The 12,868-nt window shown below is 70.1% G+C and carries 9 protein-coding genes; 3 read left to right on the top strand and 6 right to left on the bottom strand.

The genetic code is table 11. From position 1 onward, the window contains the following. Positions 1–17 precede the first annotated feature (17 nt). Entirely contained in the window at positions 18–866 is an 849-nt protein-coding gene (locus tag ACFZB9_RS23535; RefSeq protein WP_391450106.1) for a glycoprotein, read from the bottom strand. Then, positions 863–1,471, bottom strand: a complete 609-nt coding sequence (locus ACFZB9_RS23530) for an RNA polymerase sigma factor (RefSeq protein WP_391450104.1) — start codon at positions 1,469–1,471, stop codon at positions 863–865. Before ACFZB9_RS23530 ends, ACFZB9_RS23535 begins: the two co-directional genes overlap by 4 nt. 263 nt (positions 1,472–1,734) lie before the next feature. Between ACFZB9_RS23530 and ACFZB9_RS23525 the strand changes: the two genes are divergently transcribed. Next, a complete protein-coding gene (locus tag ACFZB9_RS23525) occupies positions 1,735–2,577 on the top strand; it encodes an SAM-dependent methyltransferase (protein ID WP_391450102.1) in 843 nt (280 codons plus the stop codon). Positions 2,578–2,739: 162 nt separating this feature from the next. Here ACFZB9_RS23525 and ACFZB9_RS23520 read toward each other — a convergent pair whose 3' ends face one another. From ACFZB9_RS23520 to ACFZB9_RS23505, 4 genes are read right to left on the bottom strand one after another with little or no spacing between them, the layout of a single operon-like run. After that, entirely contained in the window at positions 2,740–4,800 is a 2,061-nt protein-coding gene (locus ACFZB9_RS23520) for a dipeptide ABC transporter ATP-binding protein (protein ID WP_391450100.1), read from the bottom strand. A 3-nt stretch (positions 4,801–4,803) separates the two neighbouring features. Next, positions 4,804–5,721: an ABC transporter permease gene (locus tag ACFZB9_RS23515; RefSeq protein WP_391450099.1), complete on the bottom strand. Its 918-nt coding sequence runs from the start codon at positions 5,719–5,721 to the stop codon at positions 4,804–4,806. Then, positions 5,721–6,665, bottom strand: coding sequence for an ABC transporter permease (locus ACFZB9_RS23510; RefSeq protein WP_391450097.1), 945 nt, complete (start codon positions 6,663–6,665; stop codon positions 5,721–5,723). The genes ACFZB9_RS23515 and ACFZB9_RS23510 overlap by 1 nt, the downstream gene beginning before the upstream one ends. Before the next feature lie 52 nt (positions 6,666–6,717). Next, entirely contained in the window at positions 6,718–8,610 is a 1,893-nt protein-coding gene (locus ACFZB9_RS23505) for an ABC transporter substrate-binding protein (protein ID WP_391450095.1), read from the bottom strand. Positions 8,611–9,286: 676 nt separating this feature from the next. Between ACFZB9_RS23505 and ACFZB9_RS23500 the strand changes: the two genes are divergently transcribed. Further along, a complete protein-coding gene (locus tag ACFZB9_RS23500; protein ID WP_391450094.1) occupies positions 9,287–10,129 on the top strand; it encodes an FAD binding domain-containing protein in 843 nt (280 codons plus the stop codon). Then, the gene (locus ACFZB9_RS23495; RefSeq protein ID WP_391450092.1) at positions 10,126–12,864 is read left to right on the top strand and encodes a molybdopterin-dependent oxidoreductase; all 2,739 of its coding nucleotides are present in this window, start codon (positions 10,126–10,128) and stop codon (positions 12,862–12,864) included. The genes ACFZB9_RS23500 and ACFZB9_RS23495 overlap by 4 nt, the downstream gene beginning before the upstream one ends. Positions 12,865–12,868: the final 4 nt, after the last annotated feature.

Genomic DNA, 12,868 nt, shown 5'->3' with positions numbered 1-12,868 from the left:
CCTGCCCGGTCCGAGGGTCAGGGCATGTTCCGGCCGGGGTGGGTGCGGCAGCTGCGCCGCCCGTCCGCTGTCGGTGGCGGGTCGGGGGCCAGGGTCCCGGTGCCGAGCGAGTCCGGTTGCGGGATCTCGCGGAGGTCGAAGTCGTCGATCTTGACCGGGAGTTGCTTGATCACCGCCTCCAGCGCCGGGGGCAGCTGGGGCGCCAGGCCGCGGTGGCAGCGGGCCAGGATGTCGCGACGGACGGCGTCCGGCAGCAGCGGCTGGCTGGAGCGCAGCGGTCGCGGCGGTGGCGACCCTTCCGCCCGCCCCGAGTCCTCGGCCCGCTCCGCCCGCTCGGCCAGGTCGCGGGACCAGGCCTGCCAGTAGTCGGCGTCGCTCAGCTCGCCCAGGTGCAGGTGGTGCAGGTGCAGGCAGTAGGCGGAGATCCGGCTGCCGGAGCCGGCGGCGAAGCGCCACCAGAACTCGGCGCCGTCGATCCGGTCGGTGGCGTACAGCAGCGCGGCGAACACCTCGGCGCCCTCGGGCTGGATCTGCTGACTGTTGACCAGCAGGTCCAGGCCCCGGGCCGCCTCCGGTGCGTCCAGCACCAGCGCGACCACCAGGCCGAGTTCGAACCGGGCCTGCTCGTGCTCGGAGTGCAGGTTGACCGGGGCGGCGGTCAGGCGCGCCTCGCGGGCGGTGGCGATCCGCTCGTCGTACGGGCGCGGGGGCGCGGGCACCACCAGCGGGCCGGCGCTCGCCCCCGCGCCCGTGCCGGGCCGTGCGCCCTGGTCCGGTGCGGCGGCCTCGGGCGGCTGCGCGGGGTCCAGGCCCAGCCAGTTCTCCAGCGCCTGGGGCTCGCCCGGGCTCCGGTGCGGCCGGCTCACCGCTCGGCCCTGCGATCCGGCAGCTCGGCGATGCCCAGCCGGCGTGCCAGTCGTTCGCGGGCGTGCCGCAGGCTGGAGCGGACGGTCTCCACCGGGCGGTCGAGGTAGGCGGCGATCTCCTGGTCGTCCAGGTCCAGCACGTAGCGCAGGATCACCGCGTCGCGCTGGCGGTCGGGCAGCGCCAGGATCGAGCTGTAGAGCCCGATCTGGTCCTCCTCGGTGCGCAGGCTCTCGCCCGCCAGCTCCTTGAACCCGCCGATCACCGCCGCGAAGGTGGTGGCCTCCACGGCCAGCGCGTCCTCGTCCCAGGTCCAGGAGTGCAGATGGGACTTGAGCAGCCGCCAGGCGTAGGCGGCCGGCAGCGGGTGGCGCAGCGCGTGCGACCACTGTTCGGCGAGGTCGGTGCGCATCGCCGTGACCACCAGCTCGGCGTCCGCCCGGTTGCCGATCCTGGTGCGGGCGAAGGCGAGCCAGGCCCGCCCGTGTATCTCGCAGAACACCTGGTAGGACAGACGCAGCCGCGCACTGGCCGCGTCCTTGCCGGTGCTGTCCACCGCCTGCCCTCCCCGGCGTCCAGCGGTCTGGCCGCCCCTGTCGAACGTCATGGGTCCTGCCTTAGTCGGTCGTCGGTGCGGCCGGGCCGCCGCGGGAAGCCTGGGTCACACCCTCGCGGACCTATGGAACCAGAATGGATACGCTCTGGTGCAAGACAAGAACAGTTTGTGATGCTCAGACAGTCCTACAGTCGGAGAACCGGTCGGGCATCACACTCTGACATATTGTCATATGCTTTTGGCACAAGCCTTCTTGGGAGGCTTGGTGCCGGTGGTTGCGGCTGGTCGACCTCGGGAACCATGATGATCAGATCATGGCGGACGTCCGTCCGCGCTCACCTGGGGGGAAGCCGATGACCGACTACGACGGGGTCAACCTGGAACTGCACCGGGCGCACTCGGCCCGGATGTACGACTACTTCCTCGGCGGGGTCACCAACTTCGCGGCCGACCGGGAGGCCGCGGGCAGGGCCAAGGCGGTCATGCCGTGGATCGAGACCACGGCCCGGATCAACCGCGCCTTCATGCACCGCTCCACCCGCGCGCTGGCCGAGGCCGGCATCGACCAGTTCCTCGACGTCGGCACCGGCATCCCCACCTCGCCCAACCTGCACGAGATCGCCCAGCGGGTGAACCCGGGGGCCACGGTCGTCTACGCCGACAATGACCCGATCGTGCTGGCGCACGCCAAGGCGCTGCTGATCGGCACGCCCGAGGGCCGCACCGCCTACGTCCAGGCCGACGTGACCGATCCGGCCGCGCTGCTCGCCTCGGCCGAGCTGCGCGAGGCGCTCGACTTCTCCCGGCCGATCGCGCTGAGCCTCAACGCGCTGCTGCACTTCGTGCCCGACGAGCTGGGGACCTACGACATCGTCGAGCACTTCAAGGGTTCGCTCGTCTCCGGCAGCGCGCTCGCGATGACGCATGTGACCTCGGACTTCGCGCCCACCGAGATCGCCCGGCTGGTGGAGATCTACCAGGGAGCCGGCACCGCGCTGCAGTCGCGCAGCGAGCAGGAGTTCACCCGGTTCTTCGGCGACTGGGAGCTGGTGGCGCCCGGCGTGGTGCCCACCCAGCGCTGGCGCCCGGACGGCCCCGAGGTGGCGGCCAGCGACATCGAGTCCTCGGTCTACGCCGCGGTGGCGCTCAAGCCCTGAGCGCGGCCGAGGCCGGTCGGGCACAGGTCGTTCGAGCACAGGTCGTTCGAGCACAGGTCGTTCGACCACAGGCCGGCTGAGCGCAGGCCGTTGAGCCCGGAACGCGTCGATCCGGTGCGGTCGGCGGGCAGCCGACCGCACCGGATCCCCGGGACGCGTGCGTCAGGCCGGCTCGGCCACCGCCGGCTCGCGCAGCGGGAAGTGGCAGGCGGCCAGATGGTCACCCGCACCGAAGGCCACCAGCGGCGGCTCGGTGCTCGCGCACAGCTCCTGCGCGGCCGCGCACCGGGTGCGGAACCGGCAGCCGGACGGCGGGTCGATCGCGGACGGCAGTTCGCCGGCCACGCCCTGGCTGCTCTTGGCCTTCTCCAGCACCGGGTCGGCCACCGGGACGGTGTCCAGCAGGCCGCGGGTGTAGTGGTGCACGGGGGAGGAGTAGACCGACTCCGCCGGGCCGATCTCCACCAGCTTGCCCAGGTACATCACGCCGATCCGGTCGGCCAGGTACCGCACCACCGACAGGTCGTGCGAGATGAACAGGTAGGACAGGCCGAACTCGCCGCGCAGGTCACTCATCAGGTTGAGTACCTGGGACTGGATCGAGACGTCCAGCGCCGAGACCGGCTCGTCCGCCACGATCAGCCGTGGCTGCAGCACCAACGCCCGGGCCAGGCCGATGCGTTGGCGCTGTCCGCCGGAGAACTCGTGCGGATAGCGCTCCAGTGCGCTGGACGGCAGGCCGACCACGTCGAGGATCTCCCGCAGCCGCTTGTCCCGCTCGCCCATGCTGCCGACCCGGTGGATGTCCAGGGGCTCGCGCATGATGGTGCGCACGGTCATCCGCGGGTTCATCGCCGCGTACGAGTCCTGGAACATCAGCTGCAGTTCGCGGCGCAGTCGACGGCGTTCCGGGCGCGGGGCCCGGGTCAGGTCCTTGCCGTCGAAGAGCAACTGGCCGCTGGTGGGCGCCTCCAGGCCGACGATGAGCTTGCCGAGGGTGGTCTTGCCGCAGCCGGACTCGCCGACCACGCCCACCGTCTCGCCCTGACGCACCGTCAGCGAGACGTCCGCCACCGCGCTGACCGCGCCAACTGCCCGCCGCAACAGCAGCCCCGAGGTGATCGGGTACTCCTTGACCAGGCCGGCCACCCGCAGCAGCGGCTCGCCCTCGGCGATCTCGCGCACCGCTCCGGTCCGCTCGGTGGCCTGTGCCACCGCCGCGGTCCGCGGCTGCTGCGGGGCGTCGCCGGTCTCCGTCTCGCCGACCGGATAGAAGCAGGCGAACCGGTGTTCGGGCAGCTCGCCCGCGAGCGGCGGCTCGGTGGTGCGGCACTCGTCGGTCGCGTAGCGGCAGCGCGGGGCGAACCGGCAGCCGGCCGGCGGCCGGGTCAGGTCCGGCGGCAGACCGGGGATCGAGTAGAGCCGCTCCCCGGACTCCGCGCCGCGCTCCGGCAGCGAGGCGAACAGCGCCTCGGTGTACGGGTGCCGGGGGTTGGTGTACAGCGTCTCGGTGTCGGCGGTCTCCACCACCTTGCCCGCGTACATCACCGCGATCTGGTCGGCCCGGCCCGCGATCACCCCCAGGTCGTGGGTGACCAGGATGACGGCCATGCCGAGCCGGTGCTTCAACTGGTCGATCAGCTCCAGGATCTGCTTCTGGATGGTGACGTCCAGCGCGGTGGTCGGCTCGTCGGCGATCAGCAGCTTGGGCTCGTTGGCCAGCGCCATGGCGATCATGGCGCGCTGGCGCATCCCGCCCGAGAGCTCGTGCGGATAGGCGAGCGCCCGCTGCCCCGGGCTGGGCATGCCGACCAGCGAGAGTGCCTCCACGGCGCGTTCGTGCGCCTCCTTGCGGGAGGCGTGGCGGTGGATCCGCACCGACTCGGAGATCTGCTTGCCGATGGTCATGGTCGGGTTCAGCGAGGTGGCCGGATCCTGGAAGATCATGCCGATCTCGTTGCCCCGGACGTGGTCCATCGCCGCGTCGTCCAGTTTCAGCAGGTCCCGCCCGTCCAGCAGGACCTGGCCGCCGACCACGTCACCGCCGTTGGGCAGCAGCTGCATGATCGACATGGCGGTCATGGTCTTGCCGCACCCCGACTCGCCGACGATGCCCAGGGTCTGCCCGGTGTCGACGCTCAGGCTGACCCCGTCCAGGGCGTGTACCACCGAGCGCTTGAGCCGGATCTCCGTGCGCAGGTCGGTCAGTTCTAGAAGGGCCACGACTCACCGCTTCTGTAGACGGGTCTCGAAGGCGTCGCGCAGAGCGTCGCCGATCACGTTGAAGCACAGGATGATCAGGATGATCACGATGGCCGGCGGATAGATCATCCACCAGTACCCCTGGCTGGCGAAGGTGGTGCCGATGTCGAGCATGCCGCCCAGGTCGTTGTTGGGCGCCTGCAGGCCCAGGCCGATGTAGCTCAGGGTGGAGAGCGCGAAGACCGCGTCGGCGATCGAGAACGTGGTGTTGACGATCGTGGTGCCGATGGTGTTCGGCAGGATGTGCCGCAGCACGATCCGGCCGCCGCCGGCGCCCATCATCCGGGAGGCGGAGACGTAGTCGCGGACCTTGAGGGTCAGCGCCTCGCCGCGCACCAGGCGGGTGATGCCGAACCAGGAGGTGAATCCCACCTCCATGATCAGCATCGTCTTGCTCTTGCCGTAGACGCCGCTCAGGTAGATCAGCAGGAAGATCAGCGGGAAGGACATCAGCGAGTCGATCACGCGCATCATCAGCGCGTCGATCCAGCCGCCCAGGTAGCCGGCGACCGCGCCGTAGAGCGCGCCCGCCACCGCGGCGATCAGGCCGGCGGCCAGGCCGATCTCCAGACTGGTCTGCCCGCCGACCATCATCTTGCCGAGCTCGTCGATGCCGTCGTTGTCGGTGCCCAGCGGGTGCCCGCTGCCGGGCGGCCGGGTGACCGTGTGCAGGTTCACCACGGTGGTGTTCGAGTGGTAGAAGAGCGGGCCGAGGAAGCAGAAGCCCACGATGACCACCAGGATGCTCACCGCGGCCAGCGCCAGCTTGTTCTCGGCGAAGACCTCCCAGCCGCGCTGGAGCATCGAGCGGGGCCGCTCGACCGGTTCGGTGCCGGGCGCGGGAACCGAAGCATCTGACGTGACGTCAGTTGTCGTTGTCATCAGGCGAGCCTCACTCGGGGATCGAGCACGGCATAGCTGAGGTCGGCGATCAGCGAGCCGACAACCGTGACCACCGCGGTCAGCAGGGTTGCCGCCAAGGTGATGCTGTAGTCGTTCTGCTGGGCCGCGCGGGTGGTCAGCAGGCCGATCCCCTGGATGTTGAAGACGTACTCGACGATCAGCGCGCCGCCGACCAGGGCGGGCAGCGAGAGGCCGATCAGGGTGACCATCGGGATCAGCGCGTTGCGCAGCACGTGGGCGTAGAGGGTGCGCCGGCTGGAGGCGCCCTTGGCCTTGGCGGTGCGCACGTACTCCTGGGTGATCTGGTCCAGCACCCCCGAGCGCATGTAGCGGCTGTAGCCGGCCACCGTCGTGAGGGTCAGGGTCAGCACCGGCAGGACGACCGCCTCGGGGTTGCTCAGCGCGTCGCCGAAGGTGGAGACCTGGTTCTGCACCGAGACCCACTTCAGGTCGTCCTCGAACCACTGCTGGATCAGGAAGCCCAGGAAGAAGGTCGGGATCCCGTAGGCGACGAACGAGAAGACCGTGAAGCCGTGGTCCAGCGCGCTGTTGCGCTTGATCGCCTGGACCATGCCGACCGGTACGGCGATCAGCAGGGCCAGCAGCAGGGCGGAGCCGACGATGAAGGCGGAGGCGCCCAACGCGTTGAACAGCAGGTCGGAGACCGGGCGTTGCTGGGCGTAGTCGAAGCCCAGGTTGCCGTGCAGCAGGCCGTCGAGCCAGTTCCAGTACTGCACGTAGACCGGGCGGTCCAGGCCCATCTGGTGGGTGAGTTGGTGGATGGTGGTCGGGGTGGCGTGCGAGCCGAGGATCGCTCGCACCGGGCCACCCGGCATGAGTTGCATCAGGCCGAAGGAGATGACGGTGACGATGAAGACCGTGATCAGGGCCTGGAACAACCGGCGGATGAGGTAGGCCGTCACTGCGGCCCCCCGAAGAACAGGGGGGCCGCAGCGGGCAGTTCAGCTGTCGTCATCATTTGGTGTAGTACCAGTACTCCGGCTCGTACCCCTGGAACGGGTCGCCCGCGTCGATGTGCAGCTTCTTGCTCACCTCGCCGATCGCCAGCAGGTTGGGGTTGTAGATCACCGGCTGGTCGTTGGCGATGTAGTCCTCGTAGGCGTACATGTCGTTGACGTCGTTGCTCTTGGTGACCGTGGCCGACAACTGGTCGAGCTTCGGGTCGGAGAAGCCCCAGATGTTCGGGCCGGCCCCGGTGGCGAAGAGCGCGTCACCGGTCGGGTAGTAGTCGGGGTTGAAGACCCAGCCGCCGTAGAGCAGGGCCTGCCACTGGCAGCCGGCGGGCTGTGACGGGGAGCAGGCCACGCCCTCGTTGCCGATGGTGTTCTGCGCCTGGCTGACCGTGTTGATGCTGATCCCGGCCTTGGCCGCGTCCGAGCGCATGTCGGCCGCCATGGTGTCGTTCGCCGCCGATCCGGACGGGTAGTCCAGGGTGTACGCGGCCTTGGTGCCGGCCGCGATGCCCGCACCGCACTGGTTGTCACCGGTACCCGGCGAGGTGCACACGGCCGGGGACTGGCCGGTGTCCCAACCGTGGCTGGTCAGCAGCTGCTTGGCGGCCGCCGGGTCGTAGTTGACCTGCTCGGAAGCGCTCTTGGGCGACAGCGGGTTGCCGGACGGCTGCGAGGGCACCGCACCGGTGGTCGGGTAGGCCCAGCCCTTGTAGATGCCGTCGATGATGCCCTGCTGGTCCACGGTCTCCTGGATCGCCTTGGTGAAGTAGGGCTGCTTGAACAGCGGGCCCACGTTCGGGTTGGCGAAGTTGATCTGGTAGTACGAGATCGAGTCCAGGTAGGTCGGCGCCGGGACGTAGTAGCCCTGGCCGCTCAGTGGGTTGCCGGCGTCCGGGTTCTTGGCGTTGTACGTCGCGGAGTTCGCGGCCGGCAGGTAGCCGACGTTGATCGCGTTGGCACCCGAGCTGCCCGCCTGAAGGTCCGCGAACTCCTTGGTGTCCGAGGTGTAGGGGACGAAGTCCACCTCGTCCAGGTAGGGCTTCTGCGGGCCGGAGTAGGTGGGGTTGGGCGCCATGCCGTAGGCACCGGAGGTGCCGTCGTAGCTCTTGAGCTTCCAGGGACCGTCCACCACGGACCAGAGCGGGCTGCTGACGTAGGTGCTGCCCTTGGTCGACTCACCGCTGAGGTAGGTGTAGTCGGCGGTGCAGTCGCTCTTCATCGCGTCCGAACCGTACGTGTCCGTCGCGCACTTGCCCGGCTTGCCCGCTCCGGTGACGTCCCAGGCGACCGGCATCGGGACGATCTGGCTGAGCTCGTTGTCCAGGAACCAGGTCTGGTTGACCTGGGTGTTCAGCGTCAGCGTCAGGGTCTGGCCGGAGGCGGTGGCCGAGGCGATGTTGTCCGGGAAGTACTTGGCGCCGATCGCCGGGTTCGGCGGCGTGTAGTTGCCGCTGTTGGCGGTCTCCGCCGCCGCCATGTTGACCCAGAACAGCGCGTCCTGGGCGGTGACGGTCTCCCCGTTGGACCACTTCCAGTCCTTGAGCTGGATGGTGACCGTGTTCCCGTCCGCACTCCAGGTGGGCTGCTCGCCGATCGACACGTCGGAGTCGAGCGAAATCTTGTCGTTCAGGCCCCAGTAGTACAGCGGGCGGTACATGAGCTGCTGGAACTGGGTGGTGTTCACCGTGGATTCCTGCGGAGCTGTGTCGAACGGCCAGATGGCGTTCGGGAAGGTGGAGGGCGCTTCGGCCACCCGCACCACGCCGCCGTGCACCGGTGTCCCGGTCGGACCGTTGGCACCGTTACCGCCGCCACCGCCGCTGCCCCCACACGCGGCCGTGGTCGCAAGTGCCGCGATCAGTACCGCGGCCTTGGAGAGCCTGCGTGGCCCCACGGGTTTCCTCATTGCGTGACACGCCCCTTATCCCAATTCGGACATCAGCGGGTTGCCGCCCTGCGCGACCGGCCGGGTCTCGGCGGACGCGAGGTGATGTCTGCTCATAAATGGTTTGCTGCCGTGCGGTTGAGCGAAGTAGAACTGACTCGGTGCTGGTTCTCGCTGTGCTGAGCTGTGCTGAGCAGTGCTGTGCAGTGCGAGGTGCGAGTACGTGCGGGCGCGTGCGCTGTTCCGGCGACGGGTCGCCCCCGCAGGTTCGAGGGCGCGAGCCGCCATCGGCCGACAGCTGATGCGCCGTCATGCCGCCGGTGCTGCGAGTCGGGTACGACCGATCGTGGACGTCGCAGCCCGGACTCCTCGCGGGCTCGAAACTGCTGAGCCTGGCCGCGAGTTGTGCTACCTAGTTAGACGGATTTCCGAACCGGAGAGAAGAGGCCGGAAGGACACAGGTGGTCACGTTTCCATCAAGGAATGGACCATGAACGAGCACGCTCGGCACCTGGCGTGAGCATGTCCGATCCCCGATCCGAGGGTCATGCGGGCCTTGATCAGGTCGTCTTCGCTGGTGGATCGTCCAGGGCCGGGGTGGATCACTGGTGCGGTGCACCACTGCCCGCCATCCGGACGCGTTGCTTCAATCCTTCCATCGATCTGGTGGAGGACGGTGAAGAGCGTGGACCTGAACACGGTGCTGGAGGTGCGCGACGCCCGCAGTCGCGGGGTATGGCGTTCCGGTGACGCCTGGCTGGGTGGTGGGACCTATCTGTTCTCGGAGCCGCAGCCGCAGCTGCGCCGGCTGATCGACCTGAGCCGCACCGGCTGGCCGCCCCTGCGGGTGACCGCCGAGGGCGACCTGGAGATCGCCGCGACCTGCACCATCGCGCAGCTCTCCCGCGGTGCCGAGGAGGCGGGCTGGGCCTCGGCGCCGCTCTTCGAGCAGTGCTGCCGGGCCTTTCTCGCCTCCTGGAAGATCTGGAACATGGCCACCGTCGGCGGTAACCTGTGCAACTCACTGCCCGCCGGACCGATGATCTCGCTGATGGCCGCGCTGGACGGGCGCTGCCGCCTGCTCTCCCAGAGCGGCGCGGTGCGCGAGGTGCCGGTCGCGGACTTCGTCACCGGGGCGGGGCGCAATGTGCTGCGCCCCGGCGAGCTGCTGCGTGCCGTGACGCTGCCCGCCCGGGCCCTGGCCGCGCGCACCGCGTTCCGGCAGGCCTCGCTCTACGGCCTCGGCCGCTCGGGGGCGCTGCTGATCGGGGTGCTCGACGCCCCGCTGGGCGGGCAGGCTCCCTGCGGCACCCTGACGCTCACCATCACCGCCTCCACGGTGCGCCCGATCCAGCTGCGCTTTCCGGTGCCACCCAACGCCCGGGCGATGCGCGAGGCGGTGGAGAACGCGGTCGAGCCGGGCGAGTACTTCGACGACATTCACGGACTCCCGTCCTGGCGACGACACATGACGCTGCGCTATGCCGAGGAGATCCGCGGCGAGCTCGGCAAGGAGAGGGACCGATGAGCTTCTCGATCCAGGTCAACGACCAGCCCTTCGACGCCGATCCGCGTCCCGGCCAGTGCCTGCGCACCTATCTGCGCGAACGCGGCTGGTTCGGGGTGAAGAAGGGCTGTGACGCCGGGGACTGCGGCGCCTGCACCGTGCAGGTGGACGGCGAGCCGGTGCACAGCTGCCTCTATCCGGCGGTGCGGGCCGACGGCCGCTCGGTGACCACCGTGGAGGGGCTGGCCAAGGACGGCGAACTGCACCCGATGCAACGCAGGTTCCTGGATGCGCAGGGCTTCCAGTGCGGTTTCTGCACGGCCGGCTTCCTGATGACCAGCTCGGCTCTGACGGAGCATCAGCTCGACGACCTGCCAAGGTCGTTGAAGGGGAACCTGTGCCGTTGTACCGGGTACCGGGCCATCGAAGACGCGATCCGCGGCGTCACGCACACCGAACTGCCCTGCGCCGGGCAGGCGGTGGGCCGTAACCTGGGCGCGCCGGCCGGACCGCAGGTGGTCACCGGAACCGCCCGCTACACCTTCGACCTCGAGGTCGAGGGCCTGCTGCACCTGAAGCTGCTGCGCTCCGCGCACCCGCACGCCCGGATCGTCTCGATCGACACCTCGGCCGCGTTGCGGGTGCCCGGTGTGCACGCCGTCCTCACCCACCACGACGCCCCCGAGCGCCTCTACTCCTCCGCCCGGCACGAGCACCCGACCGAGGACCCGGACGACACCCGGGTGCTGGACGACGTGGTCCGCTTCGCCGGGCAGCGGGTGGCCGCCGTGGTCGCCGACAGTGAGGGCGCGGCCGAGGAGGGCTGCCGGCGGATCGTGGTGGAGTACGAGCAACTCCCGTACGTCATCGACCCGGAGCTCGCCATGGCCGCCGGCGCCCCGGTGCTGCACCCCAAGGGCCCCGAGTCCCGGATCGCCCGCGCCGAGGCCAACGTGTGCGGCGAGGTGCACGGCGAGATCGGCAGTGTCGAGCAGGGCTTCGCGGCGGCCGACCTGGTCTACGAGGAGAGCTTCCGCACCCAGCGGGTGCAGCACGCCAGCCTGGAGACCCACGGCTGCGTGGTCTACTTCGAGGAGGACGAGCAGGGAGCGGAGCGGATCGTGGTCCGCTCCAGCACCCAGGTGCCGTTCCTGACCCGGCGCGCGCTGTGCGACCTCTACGACCTGCCCCAGGAGTACGTCCGGGTGGTCGCGGGCCGGGTCGGCGGTGGGTTCGGTGGCAAGCAGGAGATGCTCACCGAGGACATCGCGGTCCTGGCCGCGCTGAAGCTGCACCGCCCGGTGAAGCTGGAGTTCACCCGAGCCGAGCAGTTCCACGGTGCCACCACCCGGCACCCGTTCACCATCGCCTTCAAGGCGGGGGCCACCAGGGACGGCGTCCTGACGGCCCTTCAGCTGCGGGTGGTCGCCAACACGGGCGCCTACGGCAACCACGGCCCGGCCGTGATGTTCCACAGCGTCGGCGAGTCGATGGCCGTCTACCGGGCCCCGCACAAGAAGGTCGATGCCTACTCCGTCTACACCAACTGCGTGCCGGCCGGGGCGTTCCGGGGCTACGGCCTGGGCCAGGTGACCTTCGCCGTGGAGTCGGCGATGGACGAGATGGCGCGCCGGCTGGGCATCGACCCGCTGGTCTTCCGCGAGCGCAACATCATCGGCCCGGGCGAGCCGATGCTCAGCCCGGGCGGCGAGGAGGAGGACCTGCACATCGCCAGCTACGGCCTGGACCAGTGCCTGGGGGTGGTCCGCGCGGCCATCGCCGAGGACCGCAGCGCGGCCACCGCGCCCGAGGGCTGGCTGGTCGGCCACGGCGCCGCGCTGTCGATGATCGCCACCGGACCGCCCGGCGGCCACTTCGCCGACGCCACCGTCAAGTTGCTGGAGGACGGCGGCTATGACATCGCGGTCGGCACGGCCGAGTTCGGCAACGGCACCACCACCGTGCACAAGCAGATCACCGCCGGTGCGCTGGGCACCACCGTCGACCGGATCGCCATCCGGCAGTCGGACACCGACGTGGTCCGGCACGACACCGGTGCGTTCGGCTCGGCGGGCACCGTGGTGGCGGGCAAGGCGGTGATGAAGGCCGCGAACGCGCTGGCCGAGCGGATCCTCAGCTTCGCCGCCGAACACGCCCGCACCCCGCGCGCCCTGTGCCGGCTGCTGGCCGAGGCGGTGGAGTGCGAGGGGCGTCCGGTCTCGCTCAAGGAGCTCTTCGAGGCCGCGCGCGAGCAGGGCGTGGCGCTGAGCGCGGACGGCCACTGGGGCGGCTCGCCCCGCTCGGTGGCGTTCAACGCCCAGTGGTTCAGCCTGGCCGTCGACCCCGACAGCGGGGAGATCCGGATCCTGCGCAGCGTGCACGCGGCTGACGCGGGCAAGGTGATGAACCCCATGCAGTGCCGCGGCCAGGTGGAGGGCGGCGTCGCCCAGGCGCTCGGCGCCACCCTCTTCGAGCAGGTCCTGGTGGACGAGGCCGGCCAGGTCACCACCGCCGCCTTCCGCCGCTACCGGCTGCCCGCCTACGCGGATGTGCCGCGGACCGAGGTGCACTTCATGGAGACCTCCGACGCGATCGGGCCGCTGGGCGCCAAGTCGATGAGCGAGAGCCCCTTCAACCCGGTCGCGCCCGCCTTCGCCAACGCGCTGCGCGATGCCACGGGGGTGCGGTTCACCGAGGTGCCGCTGCTGCGGGACCGGGTCTGGCAGCGGCTGGCCGAGCGGCGGGCACGGCCGTGAGCGA

This window comes from Kitasatospora sp. NPDC008050 (assembly GCF_042957465.1).
Classification (GTDB): Bacteria; Actinomycetota; Actinomycetes; order Streptomycetales; family Streptomycetaceae; genus Kitasatospora.
Note: the sequence above shows the minus strand (reverse complement) of the source record. Positions and strands in the feature narration are given on the sequence as shown.

Bases quoted from the DNA above. Each gene is read 5' to 3' on its own strand.
- ACFZB9_RS23530 (WP_391450104.1), bottom strand. From the start codon at position 1,471: ATGACGTTCGACAGGGGCGGCCAGACCGCTGGACGCCGGGGAGGGCAG.
- ACFZB9_RS23525 (WP_391450102.1), top strand. From the start codon at position 1,735: ATGGCGGACGTCCGTCCGCGCTCACCTGGGGGGAAGCCGATGACCGAC.
- ACFZB9_RS23515 (WP_391450099.1), bottom strand. From the start codon at position 5,721: ATGACAACGACAACTGACGTCACGTCAGATGCTTCGGTTCCCGCGCCC.
- ACFZB9_RS23495 (WP_391450092.1), top strand. From the start codon at position 10,126: ATGAGCTTCTCGATCCAGGTCAACGACCAGCCCTTCGACGCCGATCCG.